18 protein-coding genes are annotated in these 21,956 nt (G+C 61.6%); 6 read left to right on the forward strand and 12 right to left on the reverse strand.

Going from position 1 to position 21,956, the window contains the following annotated elements; all coding sequences use genetic code 11:
- The first annotated feature begins 100 nt into the window (after positions 1-100).
- Positions 101-1,780: a Na/Pi cotransporter family protein gene (locus J2857_RS07980; protein WP_210009561.1), complete on the forward strand. Its 1,680-nt coding sequence runs from the start codon at positions 101-103 to the stop codon at positions 1,778-1,780.
- Here the strand turns inward: J2857_RS07980 and J2857_RS07985 are convergent.
- Positions 1,777-2,304: an NUDIX hydrolase gene (locus J2857_RS07985; protein WP_210009562.1), complete on the reverse strand. Its 528-nt coding sequence runs from the start codon at positions 2,302-2,304 to the stop codon at positions 1,777-1,779. The genes J2857_RS07980 and J2857_RS07985 overlap by 4 nt on opposite strands.
- A gap of 94 nt (positions 2,305-2,398) precedes the next feature.
- Here J2857_RS07985 and J2857_RS07990 point away from each other — a divergent pair, with 94 nt between their 5' ends.
- Both J2857_RS07990 and J2857_RS07995 read left to right on the forward strand, forming a co-directional pair.
- Positions 2,399-3,043: a DUF47 domain-containing protein gene (locus J2857_RS07990; RefSeq protein ID WP_210009563.1), complete on the forward strand. Its 645-nt coding sequence runs from the start codon at positions 2,399-2,401 to the stop codon at positions 3,041-3,043.
- Complete coding sequence (locus tag J2857_RS07995) at positions 3,043-4,047, forward strand: inorganic phosphate transporter (protein ID WP_210009564.1); 1,005 nt, start codon at positions 3,043-3,045, stop codon at positions 4,045-4,047. The genes J2857_RS07990 and J2857_RS07995 overlap by 1 nt, the downstream gene beginning before the upstream one ends.
- A gap of 16 nt (positions 4,048-4,063) precedes the next feature.
- Here J2857_RS07995 and J2857_RS08000 read toward each other — a convergent pair whose 3' ends face one another.
- A complete protein-coding gene (locus J2857_RS08000) occupies positions 4,064-7,897 on the reverse strand; it encodes an ATP-binding response regulator (protein WP_210009565.1) in 3,834 nt (1,277 codons plus the stop codon).
- Between the two features lie 480 nt (positions 7,898-8,377).
- On the opposite strand from J2857_RS08000, the gene J2857_RS08005 reads away from it, so the two are divergent.
- Entirely contained in the window at positions 8,378-9,064 is a 687-nt protein-coding gene (locus tag J2857_RS08005; protein ID WP_210009567.1) for a fumarylacetoacetate hydrolase family protein, read from the forward strand.
- Positions 9,065-9,088: 24 nt separating this feature from the next.
- Positions 9,089-9,616, forward strand: coding sequence for a gamma carbonic anhydrase family protein (locus J2857_RS08010; protein ID WP_210009568.1), 528 nt, complete (start codon positions 9,089-9,091; stop codon positions 9,614-9,616).
- On the opposite strand, the gene J2857_RS08015 is transcribed toward J2857_RS08010, so the two are convergent.
- Genes J2857_RS08015 through J2857_RS08025 form a run of 3 tightly spaced genes read right to left on the reverse strand, consistent with a single transcriptional unit; the run spans position 9,613 to position 11,766 of the window.
- Positions 9,613-10,053, reverse strand: a complete 441-nt coding sequence (locus J2857_RS08015; protein WP_210010081.1) for a Fur family transcriptional regulator — start codon at positions 10,051-10,053, stop codon at positions 9,613-9,615. The two genes, J2857_RS08010 and J2857_RS08015, sit on opposite strands and share 4 nt — an antisense overlap.
- Positions 10,053-10,877, reverse strand: a complete 825-nt coding sequence (gene znuB / locus J2857_RS08020; protein ID WP_210009569.1) for a zinc ABC transporter permease subunit ZnuB — start codon at positions 10,875-10,877, stop codon at positions 10,053-10,055. Before znuB ends, J2857_RS08015 begins: the two co-directional genes overlap by 1 nt.
- A complete protein-coding gene (locus J2857_RS08025; RefSeq protein WP_373426798.1) occupies positions 10,870-11,766 on the reverse strand; it encodes an ATP-binding cassette domain-containing protein in 897 nt (298 codons plus the stop codon). The genes znuB and J2857_RS08025 overlap by 8 nt, the downstream gene beginning before the upstream one ends.
- Before the next feature lie 101 nt (positions 11,767-11,867).
- Between J2857_RS08025 and J2857_RS08030 the strand changes: the two genes are divergently transcribed.
- Positions 11,868-12,875, forward strand: a complete 1,008-nt coding sequence (locus tag J2857_RS08030; RefSeq protein WP_210009571.1) for a zinc ABC transporter substrate-binding protein — start codon at positions 11,868-11,870, stop codon at positions 12,873-12,875.
- 96 nt (positions 12,876-12,971) lie between these two features.
- Here the strand turns inward: J2857_RS08030 and J2857_RS08035 are convergent, their stop codons facing one another.
- From J2857_RS08035 to J2857_RS08065, 7 genes are all read right to left on the reverse strand, one after another.
- On the reverse strand, positions 12,972-13,304 hold the full coding sequence (locus J2857_RS08035; RefSeq protein ID WP_210009572.1) for an RcnB family protein: 333 nt from the start codon (positions 13,302-13,304) through the stop codon (positions 12,972-12,974).
- A gap of 128 nt (positions 13,305-13,432) precedes the next feature.
- The gene (locus J2857_RS08040; protein ID WP_210009573.1) at positions 13,433-15,043 is read right to left on the reverse strand and encodes a glycoside hydrolase family 43 protein; all 1,611 of its coding nucleotides are present in this window, start codon (positions 15,041-15,043) and stop codon (positions 13,433-13,435) included.
- A 63-nt stretch (positions 15,044-15,106) separates the two neighbouring features.
- On the reverse strand, positions 15,107-16,150 hold the full coding sequence (mgrA, locus tag J2857_RS08045) for an L-glyceraldehyde 3-phosphate reductase (RefSeq protein ID WP_210009574.1): 1,044 nt from the start codon (positions 16,148-16,150) through the stop codon (positions 15,107-15,109).
- 68 nt (positions 16,151-16,218) lie between these two features.
- On the reverse strand, positions 16,219-17,355 hold the full coding sequence (locus tag J2857_RS08050) for a Gfo/Idh/MocA family protein (RefSeq protein WP_210009575.1): 1,137 nt from the start codon (positions 17,353-17,355) through the stop codon (positions 16,219-16,221).
- Positions 17,356-17,378: 23 nt separating this feature from the next.
- Entirely contained in the window at positions 17,379-18,140 is a 762-nt protein-coding gene (locus J2857_RS08055; RefSeq protein WP_210009576.1) for a sugar phosphate isomerase/epimerase family protein, read from the reverse strand.
- A gap of 24 nt (positions 18,141-18,164) precedes the next feature.
- The gene (locus J2857_RS08060) at positions 18,165-20,597 is read right to left on the reverse strand and encodes a beta-mannosidase (protein WP_210009578.1); all 2,433 of its coding nucleotides are present in this window, start codon (positions 20,595-20,597) and stop codon (positions 18,165-18,167) included.
- A 244-nt stretch (positions 20,598-20,841) separates the two neighbouring features.
- Complete coding sequence (locus J2857_RS08065; RefSeq protein ID WP_210009579.1) at positions 20,842-21,954, reverse strand: ABC transporter ATP-binding protein; 1,113 nt, start codon at positions 21,952-21,954, stop codon at positions 20,842-20,844.
- Positions 21,955-21,956: the final 2 nt, after the last annotated feature.

Below are 21,956 nucleotides of genomic sequence, written 5' to 3' on the forward strand. Positions count from 1 at the left end.
GGCCTTGAAAAAGCAACAGATCCCGGCAATTATGTTAGCTGGCTAACATCTTGCGGCGCCAGTTCGATTCTCCGGCCGGCTGATTATTTACGGAAATGCCATGCCCTTCATTATTGCAATCATTACCCTTGCCGGACACATAGCCCTCCTTTTATGGGGAACTCGGATGGTGCAGACGGGCATCCAGCGTGCTTTCGGCCCCAATCTCCGATCTTTTCTCGGTCGGGCGCTGAACAACCGGATAAAAGCCTTTCTGTCCGGACTGGGCGTCACCGCAATTCTTCAGAGCAGTACGGCGACCGGGCTGATGGCCTCGGGGTTCGCGGCCGACGGGCTGGTCGATCTAGTCCCGGCGCTTGCCGTCATGCTGGGCGCCAATGTCGGCAGTACGCTCATCGTGCAGGTTCTGTCGTTTGACGTGGCAGCCGCGTCTCCGGCTCTCGTGTTGCTCGGCGTCCTGATGTTCCGCCGCACCCAAAACCCACAGGTCCATGACCTCGGTCGTGTTTTTATCGGCCTCGGCTTCATGTTGCTCGCCCTGCATCAACTGCTCGGTGTGCTGACGGAATATGCCGATACACCCGCCTTTGCCGCAGTTCTTTCAGCCATATCGAGCACGCCGCTCCTCAGCCTTCTGCTTGCCGCCGCACTGACCTGGGCCGCCCATTCGAGCGTCGCGGTGGTGCTGCTCGTCATGTCGCTTGCGAGCCAGGGGCTGATCGATCCCTATCAGGCTTTCGCACTGACCCTCGGCGCCAACCTCGGGACGGCGATCAATCCTGTCGTCGAGGGGCAGTCCGCAAATGATCTTTCGGCCAGACGGCTTCCGATCGGTAATCTGATTACCAGAATTCTGGGCGTTTTGGCAGCGTTTGCGCTCCTTTCCCCGATTACGGCGCTGATGATCCAGATCGAGGGCGATGGTGCCCGGTTGGTCGCGAATTTCCACACGGCATTCAATCTCCTAGTCGCGGTCGTCTTCATGCCGTTCCTCTCGCCGTTCGCAAACGCTCTCGTGAGGCTGCTGCCCCGGCGGATCGACGAGAGCGATCCCGGCCATCCGCGATATCTCGATCCGTCAGCGAAGGAAACGCCGGTCGTCGCGCTGCAGGGCGCGGCGCGGGAAGTCCTGCGGCTGGTCGATGTGCTGGAGGAAATGCTGGCGGGAACGAAGGCTGCCTTGACGAGCACCGATCGCCGCGCCCTGGCGGAACTGCGGCGGAAGGACAACGTCCTCGACCGCCTGAATACGGCAGTCAAACGGTACCTTACATCCATCGACCCGGAGGAACTCAGCGATATCGACCGGAGACGCCTCGACGAGATTCTGCTGTTCTCGACCGGCCTGGAACATGCGGGCGACGTCGTCGATCAAAACGTACTTCCTCACCTTGTCAAAAGACTGCGCCGCGGCATGACCTTTTCGAAGGAAGGGCAGCATGAGCTCAGCGGCCTGCTGGACCGTCTCTCCAACAACCTGCGCACCGCCGCTGCGCTTTTCATGTCGCAGGACGAGCGTGTCGCACGCATGCTCGCCGACGAAAAAATCGTCTTCCGGCGGGCGGAACGTGACGGAACCAACGCTCATTTCCAGCGGCTGCGCGAGGGCGATTTCGATACGGCGGAAACCAGTTCTCTCCACCTGGACCTGCTGCGGGATTTCAAGCAGATCAATTCGCACCTCGTCGCAGCGACCGCCTATCCGGTTCTGGAACGGCAAGGTGAGCTGCTGCAAAGCAGGACCATCCATCAAAGCGTCGGCGAGCAGGTTCAGAGCTAGCCGCGACTGCGCTTCTTGCGGCGCTGCGGCTCAAATTCGACGAGCAGCGACTTGAGCTCGATTTCGCGAACCCGTCGTGCCGCCTCATCGGTGCTGACCCATTCGAGCATACGCTGGCCCTGTTCCTTGAAGCCACGCGTGACCTCCGTGACTTCGATCTGGAACACGTCGACGATACAGGGGACCACATCGCCGTTGTCGAGTTCTTTCAGGTAGGTGTATCGGCCGACCGGCTTCTTCTTCACCGTCCCGCTGACGCCGGCTTCTTCCCAGGCTTCGGTCGCCGCCGCCTCGAATGGCTTTTTTCCCTTCATCGGCCAGCCTTTCGGGATGACCCACCGCCCGGCCTCGCGCGAGGTGATTACCAGGATTTCAACGCCGTTCCCCTGATATCGAAAGCACAAGGCGCCATATTGCTGGCGAAACGCACCGGCGAACAGGCTGCCGGGAACTGCCGCGAGTTGCTTGAGCAGCGTCTGGGATCTGTCCGGTCGCGGCTTGTCGCGTTTTTTTGTCGATTTCATGTGGATCAAACTGTCGATTTTGCGTGTTGCTTCAATTGCCCGAGCACGTTTATGACACATTTATGACAGTCAGCCGCATGGAAGGTCACATGGTATGATGAGTATTTTTCGGAAGCTGATGCCGCGTGAAGACAGATTCTTTGAAATGTTTTACCAGCACTCAAAAACTGTCGTTGCAGCAGCCCACGCGCTTGATCAGCTCCTCAAAGGCAATGAGGTCGAGAAAAATTGCGAGCTGATCGTCACATTGGAGAATGAGGCCGACGATATCACCCGGGACGTCCTACTTGCCGTCCGGCGGAGCTTTATCACGCCCTTCGATCGCGGTGACATCAAGGACCTCATCCAGTCGATGGATGACGCGATCGACATGATGCACAAAACGGTCAAGACGATCAGGCTGTTCGAGCAATCCGGATTCGATCCGCTCATGCAGCAGATGGGTGGCGAAATCGTCAAGGCGGCGAATCTCATTTCGGAAGCAATCCCCCTTCTCAACAAGGTTGGCTCCAATGCTCAACGCCTTGCGGCAATCGCTGAGGAGGTTACCCGCGTAGAAGGCCGGTCGGACGACCTTCATGACCAGGGCCTGAAACACCTGTACCGGCGTCACGGGGCGAGCGGCGATGCGATGGCCTACATGATCGGCAGCGAGATCTATGGCGAGTTGGAGAAGGTTGTCGACCGTTTCGAGGACGTCGCCAACGAGATCAGCGGCATCGTTATCGAGAACGTTTGATGGATATCTCTCTCGCCCTGCCACTTCTCTTCGCCCTGATCGCACTCGCCCTGTTCTTCGATTTTCTCAACGGCCTTCATGACGCGGCCAATTCCATCGCGACGATCGTATCGACCCGCGTCCTGCGGCCGCAATATGCCGTCGCCTGGGCTGCGTTCTTCAATTTCATCGCCTTCCTTTTCTTCGGCCTGCACGTGGCGGAAACGCTGGGCACAGGCATCATCGATCCTGGGATCGTTTCACCCCAGGTGATCTTTGCCGCCCTCATGGGGGCAATCATCTGGAATATCATCACCTGGATTTTCGGAATACCATCCAGTTCCTCGCATGCGCTCGTCGGCGGGCTGGTGGGCGCCGGTCTTGCAAAGGTCGGCTCAAGCTCGATTGTCTGGAGTGGTCTCGGGAAGACCATCGGAGCAATCTTCCTGTCGCCGGCCATCGGCTTCCTGCTGGCGCTGCTGCTCGTGCTCCTCGTGTCCTGGCTCTTCGTCCGACAAACGCCGTTCGCGGTCGACCGGACGTTTCGTGTGATGCAGTTCATCTCCGCCTCGCTCTATTCCCTCGGCCATGGCGGCAATGACGCCCAGAAAACGATGGGTATCATCGCCGTACTTCTGTTCAGCCAGGGATATCTCGGCTCCACTTTCTACGTTCCCTTCTGGGTGGTGATCTCCTGCCAGTCCGCAATGGCTCTCGGCACGCTCTTCGGGGGATGGCGGATCGTCCATACGATGGGCTCCAAGATCACGAGGCTCAACCCGATGCAGGGTTTCTGCGCCGAGACGGGCGGCGCGTTGACACTGTTCGGCGCGACCTGGCTCGGCATTCCTGTCTCCACAACACACACGATCACCGGAGCGATCGTCGGCGTGGGCGCCGCCCGCCGGGTTTCGGCGGTACGTTGGGGGCTCGCCGGCAACATCGTGATCGCCTGGATCGTGACGATGCCGACAGCTGCAGCGATATCGGCGGCGTTCTACGGCCTCGCGGATCTGCTGCAGTAATTGCAGTTGGCCCACGTTATTCCCTGGCATCCGGGATGGTTGCCCGAAGAGCCTCCGAAAGCTGCCGCAGACTGTAGGGTTTTGGCAAAATCTCTACGCCTTCCGCGGTGGCGGCGCTCTTGAGGGCGTCCGCATAACCGGATGTGAGCAGGATCGGCAGTTTTGGATGTCTTTGCTTGACCTCCTTGGCGAGATCCACCCCATTGATGCCGCCAGGCATCATGATGTCGGAAAACATCAAGTCCGGCTCGGCATCGGACGCGAGTGCGGTCAGCGCAGCGGCGGCCCCGTCGACGCGGGTGACCGAATATCCGAGCTGGTCGAGCATGTCGTTGACCAGCATGGCAACGCTGTCGTCGTCTTCCACGACCAGGATCTTTCCGGCTACGCTTCTGTCCGCCTCCCCGTGGGCACGGGACGAATGGTCGCCACTCACCTCCACAGACGCCTCGATCGACCGGGGAAGCCAGAGGTCGACGACCGTTCCGATCCCCGGCTCGCTGTTGATCTCGACCGATCCGCTGGAGGCCTCGACAAAACCATAAACCTGCGCGAGCCCCAATCCTGATCCTTTGCCGACTTCCTTGGTGGTGAAGAACGGCTCGAACACCCGCTTGAGAACCTCGGGCTGCATGCCGACGCCGCCATCGGCGACGGTGATCTTCACGACGTCACCTTTTTTGCCCAACGCATCGACGACAGAATTGGAAGCACTGATGACAATCGTACCTCCCGTCGGCATCGCGTCGCGCGCGTTGACGCAAAGGTTCAAAAGCACGAGCTCGAGTTCTGCCGGATCGGCCTGTACCGGCCACACTCCCGTATCGACATCGACGTCGATGGTAATATCTCCGCCAAGCGTCCGGTCGAGAAGTTCGCGCATCTGGGAAATCTGGTGGCGGAGATCGACAGGCTGCGGCTTCAATGGCTGCCGTCGGGCAAAGGTCAGCAATTGCCTTGTGAGCGACGCTCCGCGATTGACTGCCTGCAACATGCCGCTTTTGATACGCTCCCGCCGCACCGGATCGTCGCGTTTGTCGAGGACATCCAATCCACCGGAGATGACCATCAGGAGGTTGTTGAAATCGTGCGCGACACCGCCGGTGAGTTGACCGATCACCTCCATCTTTTGAGCCTGGCGCAGCGTTTCCTGCGTCTTCCTCAGCTCGTCGTCGCGCGTCTTGTGGTCGGTGACGTCGCGAGCGCTGGAATAGAGCTTGTCATCGACGACGACAGCCACCCAGGAGAGCCAGCGATAGTCGCCTTCCCGGGTCAGACATCGGTTTTCGAAGTGAAGCACCGGCACGCCGCGTCGCGCCGCCTGCAGCGTAGTTTCGCTCGCGACAATGTCGTCCGGATGAAGAAGCGCCCGCAAAGGCGTGCCCAGAAGTTCCTCCTCGTCCATGCCGAGGGTTTTCTTCCAGGCGGGATTGGTCTTTTCGAATACGCCTGTCTCGAAGTCGATCACCGAGAGCAGGTCCTGGCTATATTGCCAGGTCCGCCCCCGCTCGCGCGAATGTTCGAGAACGCGGCGCTCCAGATCCGCATTCAGCTCATGAAGGCGCGTGGCGGTTTCTCTCAAAAGCATTTCGCGTCGATCCCGCGATAGCCTGATCAACGCCGCAATGCGCGCCACCAGTTCCCGGGCCGAAAAAGGCTTCACCAGGTAGTCGTCTGCGCCGGCAGCAATACCCTCAAGCCTGGCCTCTTCGCCGGCACGGGCGGACAGCAGGATGAAGGGCGTGTCCTTGAGGTCGCCATCCGCCCGTATCCTCGACAGCAGACCAAAGCCGTCGAGCCCAGGCATCATGACGTCGGAAAGGATGAGGTCCGGCCGCCTGAGGCGCGCCGCGTCAAGGGCCGCCTCGCCATCACTCGCTGTCTCGACCGTAAAGCCGGATACCGACAGCAGCCGCTGCACATAGGCACGCATATCTGCATTGTCGTCCGCCAAGAGGATATGCCCGGTCGGAGCGAACGTTTCGGCCGCCTCGGCGCCCGCGGTTGGCGATATCGACACGGCGCCCGCGGCAGCGCCCGCCGAGAGCCACGACATGGCTTCATCGACGAAGGCCTGGGTTCTGCCGGCATTGCTCTCGACCGGCTGGGAAGTCCGCATCTGTTCCGAAGGGATATGCGCCTTTCCGAAAGGCATCGAGATCGAGAAAGACGTGCCTTCGCCAAGCCGGCTTTCGGCACGGATTTCTCCGCCCTGGAGATGCACCAGTTCCTGCACCAGGGCGAGGCCAATGCCGGAGCCCTCGAATGACCTTCCTTTTGCCCCCTCGATGCGATGAAAGCGCTCGAACAGGCGCGGCAATTCTTCGGCCGCTATTCCCGTGCCGGTGTCGCGGATCGTGACTTCGGCACGTTCCATGTCGTCCGACGCTCGAACGCTGATGCGTATCTCGCCCTCGAAGGTGAATTTGAATGCGTTGGAAAGCAGGTTCAGGACGATTTTTTCCCAGAGATCCCGGTCGAGATAGACCGGCTGGGGCAAGGCGGCGATGTCGATGACGAGGGCCAACCCGGCCTGCTCGGTCGCGGATCGGAAATTCGACGCCAGCTCTGCGGTCAGGCTGCCGATGTCGACCGGTTCGAAGGAGGCTGACACGCGCTGTGCCTCGATCCTCGAAAAATCCAGGAGCGTATTGACCAGTTTCAACAGGCGATGGCCATTGCGCTGGGCGACTAGAATCCGCTCCCTGTCGTCGGATGACAGCCCCTCAGGCTGTTGAAGCACGTCCGCGAGCGGCCCGAGCATCAGCGTCAACGGGGTGCGGAACTCATGGCTGACGTTCGAAAAGAACATGGTCTTGCTGCGGTCGATTTCCGCCAGCGCTTCGGCCCGCCGCCGCTCGTCCGCTCGTGCACGCACGGCGCTGACGGCGGCGGTGATCGCGGTCGCAAGCAGCTCGTAGAAGCCCATGTAGGTGTCGTCGAAAGGCAGGCGCGGCGATGCGCCGGCCACCACGAAGACCGAAGGCAGGTCCAGGCCGGGGACGGTGATGGGAAGAAGGAGCACGCGCTCCGGGGGCTCCTCATAGGGCCCGGCGCCTTCGAAGAGATGGGAAAGCTCCGTGATCCCCAGAGTACTATCAGTCGTCAGCGCTTTCGCCATCAGCCAGGGCGTATTGGAATGCGCGTCGATGGCGGTGATGGACGCTAAGCGCCCAGCCGGCAGACCGTGATGGCCCCCCAGCACATAGGTACTTCCATCTGCAGACAACTTGTAGAGAAGAAGAACCGGCAGATCGAATTCGAACTGGGCGAGCACGTCGACTATGCGCCGCAACAGGTCGTCCATGTCTTCCGCCAAAGCCACGCTGGCGTTCAGATCCCGGAGCGCCCGGGTTCGGCGTTCCGACAGCATCGTCGCCGTCGTCTCCGTCACAGGATGAAACAGGCCGCCAATCCCGCCCGTCTCGTCCCGGATCGGTGAAAGCGAGAAGGTGAAAAACGTTTCCTCCCAATAGCCGTTGCGGGTCAGGAACATCCGCTGGTTCTCGAGGAACGACGTATTGCCTTGACGCGCCTGGCGAAACGGCTCGCCGATCGCCGGCCAGGCACTTGCCCAAGTGACGCTATAGTCCTCCCCCAGAGCCCTGGGGTGAGCGTCGCCGCACGCCGTGCGATAGCCGTCGTTGTAGATCTGGGTGTTTTCCTCGCCCCAGATCACGTTGATCGGGAAGTTAGAGGCAAGGCAGAGGCTGACGGTTGTCCTGAGGCTTTGGGGCCATTGATCGATAGGCCCGAGCGGCGTTTTGCTCCAGTCCTTTGTTCGAACGAGCTCGGCCATTTCGCCGCCGCCCGCCAGGAAGTCGCCGGTGAGTATCTGTTGTGTCGACAACCAATAGCCCCCATTCTCGCATCGGCTTGGGAACCTAACACTCGATACAATGAGCCCCGCAGCTCAGCCGTTGCAATATCCCATTGTTGTTCGTGGGGTCGCCTCAATGCCATGGATCCATGGCATCATTCCTGACGAGAGAGGTCGTCGCAGAAGCAAAAGGGCCTACCCGGTGCACTCAACGAATCACTAAAATAGCCTAGCATGAACCATCAAGGGTTGAAATTGAGCTCGACGATAGCTCTCCATTGCGTGCCGGGATGACGGCGAAATCAAAACGGTTCCAGGCAGCTCCCTGATCGGGACACCGGTTCTGAAGGCGCGCGCTTGGCTGCGAAGATATGCGGTGGAAGCTTACAGATTGCCCCTACCGCGACTTTTCCGGTGGTTCCGAAAAAGTACTAGGATTAGCCGACGAATTGGGAGACAAAGGGCACCGTCTTTATCGCCCCGTTCCGACAGTTTTCCAGGATACTCCCCATGCTTGCGACCGTGATCCCCGCTCCCGAAACCGTCCTTCTCGACGTCGAGGGCGTCGCGGAACAGTTCCCGGTGCGCCGGGTCTATTGCGTCGGCCGCAACTATGCCGACCACGCGATCGAAATGGGCGGCGATCCGTCGCGCGAGCCGCCGTTCTTTTTCCAGAAGAATGCCGACAACGTCTATAACGGCGAAACCTTTCCCTACCCGCCGCTTTCCTCCAGCGTCCATCACGAAGTGGAACTGGTCGTGGCTCTATCCGGCGGAGGCGCCGATATTTCGGTCGAAGACGCGTTATCCAAGGTCTATGGCTACGCCGTCGGCATCGACTTCACCCGCCGCGACCTGCAGGACGTGGCCAAGAAGATGAGCCGCCCCTGGGAGGCCGCCAAGGCCTTCGAGAAATCGGCTCCCGTCTCAGCCCTCGTCCCGGCCGCGAAAATCGGCCATCCCTCGGCAGGCGGCGTCTGGCTCGACGTCAACGGCGCCCGCAAGCAGTCCGGCGATCTCAATCAGCTGATCTGGAAACTGCCGGAGATCATCGCCGAACTGTCGAAACTGTTCGTGCTCGCCCCCGGCGACGTGATCATGACGGGCACCCCCGCCGGCGTCGGCACGGTGGTGCGCGGCGACAAGGTCAACTGCGGCATCGAGGGCGTCGGAAAGCTGTCGCTCACGGTCGCCTGACGAGACCGCGACAGGGAGGAAACCATGCCGATCTATGCACTCGGAGAATTCGAACCGAAAACCCCTGCCCCCGACCGCTTCTGGCTGGCGCCGGATGCGACCATCATCGGCAAAGTCGAACTCGGCGAGGATGTCGGCATCTGGTTCGGCTCGGTGCTGCGCGGTGATAACGAGCCAATCGTGGTGGGTGCGGGAACCAACATCCAGGAAGGCGTGATGATCCACACTGATCCGCGCTATCCTGTGACATTGGGCGAGAACTGCACGATCGGCCACCACGCCATCATCCACGGTTGCACGATCGGCGACAATTCGCTGATCGGCATGGGTGCAACGATCCTGAACGGCGCGAAGATCGGCCGGAACTGCCTCGTTGGCGCCAATGCGCTGGTGACGGAAGGCAAGGAATTTCCCGACAACTCCCTGATCGTCGGCTCACCCGCAAAGGTCATGCGGGTGCTGGACGATGAGGCGGTCGAGAAGCTGAAACAGTCGGCGGTTCGTTACGTCGCCAACTGGAAGCGGTTCGCCCGCGACCTGCGTCAGCTCTAGGCGCCGCAGGCGCCGCACAATCCGCGGATTTCGATCGTCGTCTTGGCAGGCTTGAAATTCTTCGCCTTCGCCCAGTCGCCGAGCCGGTGATCGACCTCGTGATCGTGGAATTCCGATACGTGGCCGCAACTCTCGCAAATGGCAAACGCGACCGTGCCGTGCCCGTGGCCATGCCCCTGGCCGCAGCATTCGCTTTCCGGATGGGCGCAGGCGACGAAGGCGTTGAGGCTCTCGAGCCGATGCACCATGCCGAACTCCAGGAGCTTGTCGAGCGCCCGGTAGACCTGAAGGGGCGCGCGAAAACCGTGATCGCGCAGCCGGTCGAGGATCGTATAGGCGCTCATCGGCGCATCGGACCGGGTCAGAACGTCGAAGACGAGCGACTGGTTCTTGGTCAGCGCCGGAGCGGAGGTCGGTGTCGAGACTGGTGCGTTCATCATCGCACTCCTTGGTTGCCGGCCTTCTCGGCCGTGTTTTTACCCGCTGCCGGGAGCAGGCTTAAAATGAAAAGTAAGAGCGCGGCCACCACAATGGAAGGGCCGGACGGCGTATCGTAGTGCAGCGAGCCGAACAGGCCGCCGATCACGGCGAGCGCGCCGATCACCGAGGCAAGCACCGCCATCAGTTCCGGGCTTGCGGAAAACCGCCGGGCCGTCGCGGCCGGGATGATCAGAAGCGCGGTGATCAGCATGATGCCGACGATCTTCATGGCGATGGCGATCACCAGCGCCATCAGCAGCATGAAGAGAAGCCGCGTCTGCGCCGGTTTCATCCCCTCCGCTTCCGCCACGTCCTCGCTGACGGTGGATGCGATCAGCGGTCGCCAGAGCCAGGCGAGAGCCGCGAGCACCAGCACGCCGCCGCCCCAGATCAGCGCGATATCGGTACGGGTCACAGCGAGGATATCGCCGAACAGGAAGGCGATCAGGTCGATCCTGACCCAGGTCATGAAGGCGACGAGCACGAGGCCGATCGCCAAAGCCGAATGGGAGAGAATGCCGAGCAGCGCATCCGCCGACAGTGACTGGCGTCTTTGCAGCGCCAGAAGCAGCAGCGACACGACGACCGCGACGCCGAAGACGGCGATCAGCAGGTTGATCTGGAAGAACAGCGACAGCGCCACCCCGAGCAGCGCCGAATGTGCCATCGTATCGCCGAAATAGGCCATCCGCCGCCAGACGACGAAACAGCCGAGCGGCCCGGCGGTCAGCGCCACGCCGATGCCGGCGACAAGGGCGCGGGTGAAAAAATCGTCAAACACGACCCTCTCCCTTCGCCTCGGCATGATCGCCGTGATGGTGGTGCGAATGGTCGTGATCATGCGCATGGTGGTGCGCATCCTGATGATGGTGCCCGTCATCGGGATGGCAGTGATCGGTCACCGATCCGTCGCCGTGCATCACCCGGCCATCCGGCAGATGCGTGTGATCGTGATGATGGCTGTAGACCGCGAGCGACCGCGAATTGCCGAAGAGTTTCAGGTAGTCGGCGCTCTGGCTCACCACTTCCGGCGTGCCGCGGCAGCAGACGTGGCCGTTGAGGCAGATGACGGTGTCGGTTCCCGCCATCACCATATGCAGGTCGTGCGAGATCATCAGGATGCCGCAGCCGGTGGAATTGCGGATCGACCGGATCAGATCGTAAAGCGCACTCTCGCCGGCAAAATCGACACCCTGCACCGGCTCGTCGAGCACCATCAGATCCGGCTTGCGGGCGATCGCCCGGGCAAGCAGCGCCCGCTGGAACTCGCCACCGGAGAGGTGACGGACCTCGGCATCGATGAGGTGGGAAATGCCCGTCGATGCGAGCGCCGCCAGAAGATCGGCGTCGTCAAGCGGGGCGGTCAACCGCATCAGCCGACGCACGGAAAGCGGCATGGTCCAGTCGATCGACAGTTTCTGCGGGACATAGCCCACGCGCAAGCCGGACAATCTTGCGACCGATCCTTCGTCCGGGCGCAGCACACCGATCGCGAGCTTTGCGGTCGTGGACTTGCCGGCGCCGTTCGGGCCGATCAGCGTCACCACCTCGCCGCGGCGGATCGAAAAATCGACGCCCCGCACCAACCATCGGCCATCCCGGCGAATGCCGGCATCGGCAAGCGACACCAACTGGCTTTCGGTTTTGGCGGCGTGAGCCCGATTGGACATCAGCATGTTTTTCCAGATTCCCTGTTGTCAGTGGCTATGACACACGTTATAGCATAACGCAATTGATGTAATAACATTACGATGCAATGCAAGGACGCGACATGAAGCCGGCTTCGATTTCCCTCCTCTCCGCCGCGGTGTTTTCCGTGGGCGCCGGCCCCGGCTTTGCAGCGCCGGACGTGGTGGTTTCGATCAAGCCGATCCACTCGCTCGTCGCCTCGATCATGAAGGGCGTCGGCGAGCCGAAACTGATCGTCGATGGTGCCGCTTCGCCACATACGTTCTCGCTGAAGCCCTCCAATGCAGCCGCCATCGAAGGCGCCGACGTCATCTTCTGGGTCGGCCCCGGCATCGAGGCCTTTCTCGAAAAGCCCCTGGATGCGCTGGCGGCCTCGGCAACGGTTGTCGAGCTGGAGGATGCACCTGGACTGCAAAAACTGCCCTTCCGCGAAAGCGGCGCCTTCGAGGCCCATGACGACGGGCATCAAGGGGCGGAGGCACACGAAGATGACGACCATCCACATGGCGACCATGACCAGCCCGCCGCCGATCATGCCGACCACGACGATGACCACCATGATCACGGCGGCTTCGACACGCATCTCTGGCTCGATCCGATGAATGCCAAGGCGATGGCGGCGGAAATCGAAAAGACGCTGGTCAGTGCCGACCCGGCGAATGCCGCCGCTTATCAGGCAAACGGCGCCGCGCTGATGAAGGACCTCGACGCGCTCGATACCGAGCTCAAGGCGACGATCGCTCCGGTCAAGGACAAACCTTTCATCGTCTTCCACGATGCCTATCAATATTTCGAGCATCGTTATGGAGTGAGCGTCGCGGGGTCGATCACCGTCAGTCCGGAAACCATGCCCGGCGCCGAACGCGTCGACCAAATCCACAAGAAGGTGAAGGAACTTGGAACCACCTGTGTCTTCGCCGAACCGCAGTTCGAGCCGAAGCTGGTGACGGTCGTGACCGAAGGCACGCCTGCCCGCTCAGGCACGCTCGATCCGGAAGCAGCGACGCTGAAGTCGGGTCCCGGCCTTTATTTCGAGCTGATGCGCGGACTTGCCCGCTCGATGAAGGAATGCCTGTCGCAAGGGACCTGAGGCCCGGCACCGAGAAACACGATCGCCGGTCGCATAGCGGCGAATGTGTGAGGCCTGCGGGAGGGAAGGCAAATACCCCCCGCAGGCCGATCTTTCTCAGCGAGCCGCGATGAAGCTCGAAATCACGCCGCTTGCGACGCCGACCAGCAAAAAGTCGTTGTCGACCTTGACCCAGTGATAACCGCGCGGCGGCGCCGACAGGCGGTAACGGCGGTAATCCCGGATCTCCGCCATGCGACGACGCTCGCCGGCCGTCATGCGATGCCCCTTCGACCAACGCGGCTTCACGACCACGACCTTCTTCTGAATGACCACGTTGCGCTGCACCGCGCGGTGACGATCCGGACCGGAATGACGATCCTGCGCCTGGGCGGCAAGCGGAGCGGCAAGCACGGTTGCGGAAAGAAGGACGGCAAAGAACTTTTTCATCGGGTGTCTCCTCGTGTTGACCACGGCCGGAAATTAGGACCCGAACGATGAACCGCATCTGAATTTCAGCATTACATTTTCGTAATGAAATTATATGGTTGGGTCAATTTTTTGATATTCTGGATTTTCTATATTAGCGCCTCATAAACGAAGTGTCCGAAATCCGCAGCCTTCGCCCGCCCCGACGTGTCGAAGGCAAACATGCCTGCAAAAGCGCCGGTGAAAGACCCGTGTTCGCCGCGGCCGCCCTCGTCCGAGATGACCCCGGCATCGAGCTTAGGCCCGAGCGCCTGCCAGTCATTGGAGCCGCCGGCGCGCCAGAGGAACTGCAGGTCGTTGTCACGGATCTCCATGGCGAGATGCACCGGACCTTCGGGGATGGAAACGCCGCTTCCCACCGGAAAGCTCATGCGCCCATGGGGAAAATCACCCGGGCAGGAGAAGATCGTCACCACGCGGCCGAGCTTTTCGTGCAGGGTCACCACCAACGAATGGAACTTGTGGCGATTGTAATAATGGGTCAGGCCCGCGACCTGCTGATAGGTGTCGGGTGAGAAATCCACCACCGTCTCCGCCCGGAAGGAATGATGCTCCTGGCGGCGGGCGACCAGCGATTGCTCGAACCAGGAACCGATGCTTTCGCGGCCGAAAAGGCGCAGATGCCCTGGGCGGTCGGCCAGGCTGAGCAGACGTTCCGGATGCGGCGTGCGCAGCCACTGGAATTCCGCCGGCAGCACCGGGTCGTCGAATGACCGCTCGATGCGGACGGGCTGTTCGATAGGCTTGGCATTGCCCGGTGCCGGCACATCGACATCCGGCACGACGCCGCCCTGGCCGAGATAGAGCCAGTCGTCTTCCCAGATGCAGCGCTGCAGCGCCGTTTCGCGGCCGAGCGTGCAGCGGCGCTGCGGCGCCAAAGGCCGGCCGCAGAGATGGGTGTGGTACGCCTGGCCATCCGGCGTTTCGACGTATTGGCCATGACCGGCGCGCTGCAGCACCGCGTTCGGATGGTCCTTGGAAGTGATGAGATGCGTCTGCGGATGCATCTCATAGGGTCCATCGATCGATCGGGAGCGGGCCATGGTGACGGCATGGTCATACCCTGTGCCGCCCTCGGCCGTGGTCAGGTAATACCAGCCGTTGCGCTTGAAGACATGCGGTCCCTCGACCAGGCCGAGCGGGCTGCCGGCAAAGACGTTCTTGATCGGACCCTTGAGCGCCCTCGTCTCGAAATCCCATTCCTGCAGCAGGATACCGTCGAAGGCCGGATGTTTCGGCGCGCCACCGTAACTTTCGGTGCGATGGTTCCACAGCATGTTGAGGAACCACTTGCGGCCGTCATCGTCGTGGAAAAGCGTCGGATCGAAGCCGGAGGAATTCACATAGATCGGATCGGACCATTCTCCCTCGATGGTCGGCGAGGTGACGATGTAGTTATGCGCATCCTTGAAGTTGCCGTCGAAGCGCTTGACGTCCGTATAGACCAGGAAAAACAGCCCGTCGGAATAGGAGAGGCACGGCGCCCAGATGCCGCAGCTGTCGGGATTGCCACGCATGTCGAGCTGGCTTGCCCGCTCCAAGGGCCGGCGCTTGAGCGTCCAGTTCACCAGATCGCGCGAATGATGGATCTGCACACCGGGATACCATTCGAAGGTCGAGGTGGCGATATAATAGTCCTCGCCGACGCGGCAGATGGACGGATCGGGATTGAAGCCCGGCAGGATGGGGTTGTGAATCATGTCCTGTCTTCCTCCCAATGACATGTAAAAATGCCCGGCGGCCGGCGCCGCCGGGCAGCGGGATCAGCGTTGCGGCCCTGCCCGCTCGGCCGACTTGGCCCAGAGGTTGATGTCGGCGTCCTTGGCATAGGTGTCGATCTCGGCGAGTTCGGCTGCCGTGAACTCGAGATTGTCGAGCGACCTGACGCAATCCTCGACCTGTTCCGGGCGGCTGGCGCCGATCAGCGCCGTGGTCACCCGGCCGCCGCGAAGCACCCAGGCGAGCGCCATCTGCGCCAGCGTCTGGCCGCGCTTTTCGGCGATGGCGTTGAGCGCCTTGAGGTTGGCGATGTTCCGGTCGTTGAGAAAGGCCGGGCGCAGCGACTTGCCCTGCGCGGCTCGGCTGCCCTCCGGAATGCCGCCGAGATATTTCGACGTCAGCATGCCTTGCGCGAGCGGCGAAAAGACAATCGAGCCGATGCCGAGGTTTTCAAGCGTATCGAGCAGTCCGTCTTCCTCGACCCAGCGGTTGATCATCGAATAGCTTGGCTGGTGGATGAGGACCGGCGTGCCGAGTTCCTTCAGGATCGCCGTCGCTTCCTGGGTGCGCTTCGAATTGTAGGACGAGATGCCGACGTAAAGCGCCCTGCCCGATCGGACGATATGATCGAGCGCGCCGCAAGTCTCTTCGAGCGGCGTATCCGGGTCGAAGCGATGCGAATAGAAGATATCGACATAGTCGAGACCCATCCGCTTCAGGCTCTGGTCGCAGGAGGAGATCAGGTATTTGCGGCTGCCCCATTCGCCATAGGGACCCGGCCACATGTTGTAGCCGGCCTTCGACGAGATGATCAGTTCGTCACGATATCCCTTGAAATCCTCGCGCAGAATCTGGCCGAAGGCGGTCTCGGCGCTGCCCGGCAGCGGGCCATAGTTGTTGGCGAGATCGAAATGGGTGATGCCGAGATCGAAGGCCTTGCGGACGATCGCGACCTTGCGGTCGTGCGGCGTGTCGTCGCCGAAATTGTGCCAGAGGCCGAGCGAGATCGCCGGGAGCTTCAGTCCCGAACGGCCGCAGCGGTTGTACTTCATGGTTTCGTAGCGGTTGGACGCTGGTTGCCAGGTCATGATCGAAATCCTCCGAATGAAATGCGGCGCGCCTGGTCTCAAACGGTGCGCGCCGCATTCATAGCCGATCAGCGCAGAAGCGCCAGCGCCTCGTCGATGCCGAGTGCGGCCGGCTGGGTGCAGGTGGTCGAAAGCTCGATGAACCGCCCTTCCTCGCCGGATTTCAGGATCGAGGTCATCACGTCGACGCCATGGAGCGTGCGTTCGAGCGAGCAGCGGGCGTCTCGGCCTTCGATCAGCGCCATCGCCATGTCCGCCAGACCCGCCGTGCGATAGTTGGCGCGCGGTCCCTGCGAATGTTCCTGGTTGTTGATGCCGAACGGGTGGTCCCAGGGCTCCAGCGGCTGGATATCCTTGTTGCGGCCGCTCGCCTCGACGGTGCCGCCGAAGAAATTCGGGTCGGGCACGAAGATCGAGCCCTCGGTGCCATAGAGTTCCATGTTGGCGTGGCGGTGCGACCAGACATCCCAGCTGGCCGTGAGCGTGATCGTCGCGCCACTGACGAATTCGAGCAGCGCATGGATGTTGGTCGGCGTCTCGACCGGGATCGATTGTCCTTTGAACGGTCCCTCGCTGGTGACCGTGCGGGTTGGGTTCGCCATGGAGGTGAGCGCGCCGACACGCTTCACCGGGCCGATCAGGTTGATCAGGTTGGCAATGTAATAAGGCCCCAGATCGAGGATCGGCCCGCCGCCTTCCAGGAAGAAGAAGCCGGGATTGGGATGCCACATTTCCATGCCGGGGCTCATCACGTGGCAGGTGCCGGAGGTAATGCGCCCGACTCCGCCCTCGTCGATATATTTGCGGGCAAGCTGATGCGCGCCGCCGAGGAAGGTGTCCGGCGCGCAGCCGACCGACAGGCCCTTTGCCTTGGCGAGTGCCTGCAGCGCCTTGCCCTCTTCGAGCGTGATGACGAGCGGCTTTTCCGAATAGACGTGTTTGCCGGCTTCGAGGATCGCCTTGGAGACGGCAAAATGCGCCGCCGGGATGGTCAAATTGACGATCACGTCGAGTTCATCATTGGCAAGCAGCCCTTCGATCGACTGTGCCTTGACGCTGTATTCCTCGGCGCGCATCTGGGCCGCCTGTTCGTTGAGATCCGCGCAGGCGAGAACCTTCAGGCCTTTGAAGAGCGGCGACAGCTTGAAGTAGGTGGTGGAAATATTGCCGCATCCCATGATGCCGACGCCAAGTTCCTTGGGCATGGAAAACTCCAAAAATGCTGTGATCAATAGGTCTTGAAGGAAGCGATCGAGCGCGTCAGCAGCCGATCGAGATCCTTCGGATTGTCGTGTTCGAGCACATAATGTTTTGCGGACGTCTTTTTCAGCGCCGCCATCAGGTCCTTCCATGGAACGGTGCCGTGGCCGACATCGGCCCAGCCGTCCTCATCCTTGTTCTCGCCGGCCGGTGCGATGTCCTTGACGTGAACGGCGGTGATCCGCTTGGCATAGCTCTCGATCCAGGCGAACGGATCGGCGCCGCCGCGGATGACCCAGGCGATATCCGCTTCCCAGGCGAGATCGGGACCGCCGGCGAGGATCTGCTCCTGCGGCGTCGAACCGTCCGGCAGCGTCTTGAACTCGAAGTCATGGTTATGCCAGCCGAACGTGTAGCCGGCATCCCAATATCGCTTGCCGACACTCTGCAGCCGCTGGCCGAAGGCGAACCAGCCGGCAGCGTCGGTCGGGCGCTGGTCGGCGACGAGATGCGGGCAATAGATCGCCTGGACGCCGAGCGTCTTTGCGATCAGCAGCGCCTGTTCGGGCTCCTTTTCAAGAAGGTCGATGCCGAAATGACCGGTCGGCATGATCAGCCCGTTGGCATCGAGATCACCCTTGAGCGCCTTCAGACCTGCCTCGTCGAGCGTCGCATAGATGCCGCCGTAACCTTCCACCTCGGTGTAACCCGCCTGGGCGACCTTCTTCAGGACATCGGAAAGCGGCGGAAAGTTGCGGGCGCAATAAAGCTGAAAACCGAGTTTCGTCATGGTGTTACTCCCTTGATAAAGACCTCAGCCTGCTGCCTGGCAGGAATAGAGGTCGTAGATGCGGAATTGCGGGGTCGCGTCCGTCGGTCCGGCGGGCGTGAAGCGGATGCTGCGGCTTTCGCCGGCGGCAAGATCGAAGGCGTTGTCGGAATAACGGCCGGGCGTGTCGCTCTCGACCAGCATGAAAAGGGCCAGGCCCTGGGCGGCGATCTTGAGGTCGAAGGCGCCATCGCCGGACGGAGACACGGAAAGTTCGAGACCTGCCGGTTCGAGTTCCAGCGCCTTGTAACTGCCCGGGGCATGATGCCCCTCGCCGCCCATGCCGTTCGATGCGGTGAAGTTCCAGGCGAGGATCGTTCCATCCGGAACATCCGCAGCCGGCAAGGTGAGCACGGTAACTGCGGCATCCGGCGTGCAGCGAGCTTCGAGGCTCCGAAGCGAGCTACGGTAGCCCCTGAGGGTCAGCAGCGACAGGTTGAGCGTCACCGTCACATCTTCCGCCGTGTCATTGACGACCGAGAAGCGAATTTCACGGCCGTCGTCCGACGGAATCGCAGCGACCGCCACGGGCTGGAAAAAGCGCCGTGCCATGTAATGCAGCACCTTCCAGCTGCCGCCATAATCGAGGCTCGACCAGGAGGCGACTGGCCAGGTGTCGTTGAGCTGCCAGTAAAGCGTGCCCATGTTATGGGGCTTCAGCGACCGCCAGAAATCGACCGCCGTCTTGATCGCCAATCCCTGCTGCACCTGGCTCAGATAGACGAAATTGGGAAAATCCGTCGGGAAGCGGAAATTGCGGAACATCGTCCCGGCGATGCGCTCGTTGCCGCCGGCATTCTTCTGGTGATGCTCCATGACCGGCGAGGCGATATTCATATCCCTGACGGCGGCATAGGTCTCGATGACCGGCAGCGACGTATAGGACTGGAAGCCGAATTCCGAGCAGAAGCGCGGGCGAACGGAGCGGTAGTCTGCAAACGGTTTGTTCTCGTGCCATACGGACCAGTAATGCATGTCGCCCGAACCGTCCGCATGCCAGGCATCGCCGTAGTCGAGATAGCCGGATGCGGGGCTGGACGGCCACCAGATGGCGTCGGGCGCGGCTTTGCTCAGCGCCTGTTCGATCACCCGATTCAGCCGGTCGTAGGAGACCAGGTAACGGTCGCGGTTTTCGCGGGATTCCGGAAACCATGTCAGCGCACCGACCAGTTCGTTGTCACCGCACCAGAGCATGATCGATGGGTGCGAGACGAGGCGCCGGGCCTGATAATCGACTTCGGCCGCGACGTTTTCGAGGAAGCCGGGCGTCGAGGGATAGAGATTGCAGGCGAACTGGAAGTCCTGCCAGACCATCAGGCCGAGTTCGTCGCAGAGGTCGTAGAACCAGTCAGGTTCGTAAAAACCGCCGCCCCAGACCCGGATCATGTTCATGTTGGCATCGACGGCCGAGCGCAACAGGTCCTCGGTCTTCTCCCGGCTGGACAAGGAAAACAGCGCGTCGGCGGGGATCCAGTTGGCGCCGCGGCAGAAGATTTCGCGGCCGTTGATGCGGAAGGCGAAACGGCTGCCCGCTTCGTCCGAATCAGTCAGCAGTTCGACCGTCCTGATGCCGATCTGGCGGGTGATGGTCTCGGCCGGATGTTCCACCGTCAGCCGGTAAAGAGCCTGTTTGCCGCTGCCGGACGGCCACCAGAATTCCGGCTCCTCGATATGAAAAACGTGGGTGACCGTGATTTCGCCGGCGCGCACGCCGCAATCGAGCCGAACCCGCTCTTCGCCGAGCGAAAAGAAGACCGGCAGGACACCCTGCCCTTCGGCGTAGAGCGTGACCGTGACGACGAGATCGACCGCGCCTGCCTCATGTCTCTGGCTGGTGACGATGTGTTCGATACGGGCGGTTTCGAGCCGCTTCAGGGCGATCTCACCGTAGAGGCCGAGCGGCGCTAAAGCGATGTTCCAATCCCAGCCGAAATGGCATTGCGGTTTGCGCAGCATGTTGCCGTTCGGAATCGGCGAATTGGTCGTGGAATAGGGAATGTAGAATGGCTGTCGCGCCTGCCGCTCCGCGCCTTCGGCGATACTCGAGTGGAAGAGGATGCGGATCGTGTTCTCACCAGCCTTCAGCGCCTTCGACACGTCCGGGCGGTAACGGCGGAAACAGTTGTCAGCCTGAAGGACAGGAACATCGTTGACGAAGACGGTCGCGACCGTATCGAGATAGGTGATGTCGAGATACCAGGAGCCCGCGGGCTCATCGAGCGTGAAGTGCCGCTCGATCGTCCAGTCTGCATTTGCGACCCATTGCACGGCGTTCTCGTTGCGCCCGAAATACGGGTCGGGGATGATGCCGGCCGTCTTCAGCGCAGTGTGAACGTCGCCCGGGAGCGGCATCTCCGTGCGATGCGTTCCGTCGGCAGAGGCGAGCTGCCAGGGGCCGGACAGGTCGATCGTGGTCATTGCACCGGTCCGCAAAATTTACGGCGTGCCGCGCCAGCCCCCCTCTGTCCTGCCGGACATCTCCCCCTCAAGGGGGGAGATTGGCTGGTGGCACCAGCGCCACTTCCCTTGCAAACGTAGAGGTGGGCGAGACGTTGCCACGAGTCGATCTCCCCCCTTGAGGGGGAGATGGCCAACAGGCCAGAGGGGGGTAACGCCTGGCGCAAACGTAACCGTTCCCCGCAAAACCCGCTCGCGCCAACCATCAGATCCGCTCTTCCGTTCCCGCGTCGAACAGCGAAGCCATGGTCATGTCGAAGGCGAGGCGCACCTTGGCGCCGACGGCATAACGCCGTGCGCCGCCGATGCGAACCGACATCACGTGGCCCGCATGTTTCAGCCAGAGCAGGTTGTCGGCGCCCATGGGCTCCTCGATATCGACCACCGCCTCGTGCACTTCGCCGCCGGCGATGTCGCCGTCCACCTTGATATGCTCCGGACGGACGCCGAGGGTCACCTTGCGTCCAGCCTTCAGCGGCTCGGAAGCATCATAACCGGCGAGAGAGAAGCTGACCCCATTGGTCCTGAAGACGGCGCGACCGCCCTCCTCCGCCAGCTCTCCGGTGAGAAAATTCATCGCCGGCGAACCGATGAAGGCCGCCACGAAACGGTTCTTCGGCTTGTTGTAGATCGTCACCGGGTCGTCGAGCTGCTGGATGACGCCGCTCTTCATGATGGCGATGCGGTCGGCCAGCGTCAGCGCTTCGATCTGGTCGTGGGTGACGTAGATCATCGTGTTCTTAAGCGCCTGATGCAGCCGCTTGATCTCGACGCGCAGTTCGGAGCGCAGTTTTGCGTCGAGGTTCGACAACGGCTCGTCGAACAGGAAGACGTCGACATCACGCACCAGCGCTCGGCCGATCGCGACGCGCTGGCGCTGGCCGCCGGAGAGCTCGGAGGGCTTGCGCTTGAGAAGCGGCTCGATCTGCAGGATGCCGGAGGCGCGTGCCACGCGTCGGTCGATCTCGTCCTTCGGGATCTTGGCGACGCGCAGGCCGAAGGAGAGGTTCTTCTCGACCGTCATCTGCGGATAGAGCGCGTAGGACTGGAACACCATGCCGATGCCGCGGTCCTTGGGCTCTTCCCAGGTGACGTTCTTGTCCTTGATGAATATCTGCCCCTCGGTCGGCTCCAGGAGGCCGGCGATGCAGTTCAGCAGCGTGGATTTGCCGCAGCCGGACGAGCCAAGCAGGACCAGGAATTCGCCGTCATGGATGTCGAGGTTGAGGTTTTCGAGCACCTTCACCGAGCCGAAGGACAGCGACAGGTCGCGGATGGAAACGCTGCTCTGAGTGCGCGCGGAAACATTGTTGAGCATCA

The sequence above is a fragment of the Neorhizobium galegae genome, assembly GCF_017877055.1.
GTDB lineage: Bacteria > Pseudomonadota > Alphaproteobacteria > Rhizobiales > Rhizobiaceae > Neorhizobium > Neorhizobium galegae_D.

What these genes read in the sequence shown, in the direction of transcription:
- J2857_RS08060 (WP_210009578.1), bottom strand. Translation starts at nt 20,597, where the DNA reads ATGACCACGATCGACCTGTCCGGCCCCTGGCAGCTCGCCTCTGCCGAC.
- J2857_RS08030 (WP_210009571.1), top strand. Translation starts at nt 11,868, where the DNA reads ATGAAGCCGGCTTCGATTTCCCTCCTCTCCGCCGCGGTGTTTTCCGTG.
- J2857_RS08040 (WP_210009573.1), bottom strand. Translation starts at nt 15,043, where the DNA reads ATGATTCACAACCCCATCCTGCCGGGCTTCAATCCCGATCCGTCCATC.
- J2857_RS07995 (WP_210009564.1), top strand. Translation starts at nt 3,043, where the DNA reads ATGGATATCTCTCTCGCCCTGCCACTTCTCTTCGCCCTGATCGCACTC.
- J2857_RS08015 (WP_210010081.1), bottom strand. Translation starts at nt 10,053, where the DNA reads ATGAACGCACCAGTCTCGACACCGACCTCCGCTCCGGCGCTGACCAAG.
- J2857_RS07980 (WP_210009561.1), top strand. Translation starts at nt 101, where the DNA reads ATGCCCTTCATTATTGCAATCATTACCCTTGCCGGACACATAGCCCTC.
- J2857_RS08055 (WP_210009576.1), bottom strand. Translation starts at nt 18,140, where the DNA reads ATGACGAAACTCGGTTTTCAGCTTTATTGCGCCCGCAACTTTCCGCCG.
- J2857_RS08050 (WP_210009575.1), bottom strand. Translation starts at nt 17,355, where the DNA reads ATGCCCAAGGAACTTGGCGTCGGCATCATGGGATGCGGCAATATTTCC.
- J2857_RS08065 (WP_210009579.1), bottom strand. Translation starts at nt 21,954, where the DNA reads ATGCTCAACAATGTTTCCGCGCGCACTCAGAGCAGCGTTTCCATCCGC.
- J2857_RS07985 (WP_210009562.1), bottom strand. Translation starts at nt 2,304, where the DNA reads ATGAAATCGACAAAAAAACGCGACAAGCCGCGACCGGACAGATCCCAG.
- J2857_RS07990 (WP_210009563.1), top strand. Translation starts at nt 2,399, where the DNA reads ATGATGAGTATTTTTCGGAAGCTGATGCCGCGTGAAGACAGATTCTTT.
- J2857_RS08035 (WP_210009572.1), bottom strand. Translation starts at nt 13,304, where the DNA reads ATGAAAAAGTTCTTTGCCGTCCTTCTTTCCGCAACCGTGCTTGCCGCT.
- J2857_RS08025 (WP_373426798.1), bottom strand. Translation starts at nt 11,766, where the DNA reads ATGTCCAATCGGGCTCACGCCGCCAAAACCGAAAGCCAGTTGGTGTCG.
- J2857_RS08005 (WP_210009567.1), top strand. Translation starts at nt 8,378, where the DNA reads ATGCTTGCGACCGTGATCCCCGCTCCCGAAACCGTCCTTCTCGACGTC.
- mgrA (WP_210009574.1), bottom strand. Translation starts at nt 16,150, where the DNA reads ATGACCTGGCAACCAGCGTCCAACCGCTACGAAACCATGAAGTACAAC.
- J2857_RS08010 (WP_210009568.1), top strand. Translation starts at nt 9,089, where the DNA reads ATGCCGATCTATGCACTCGGAGAATTCGAACCGAAAACCCCTGCCCCC.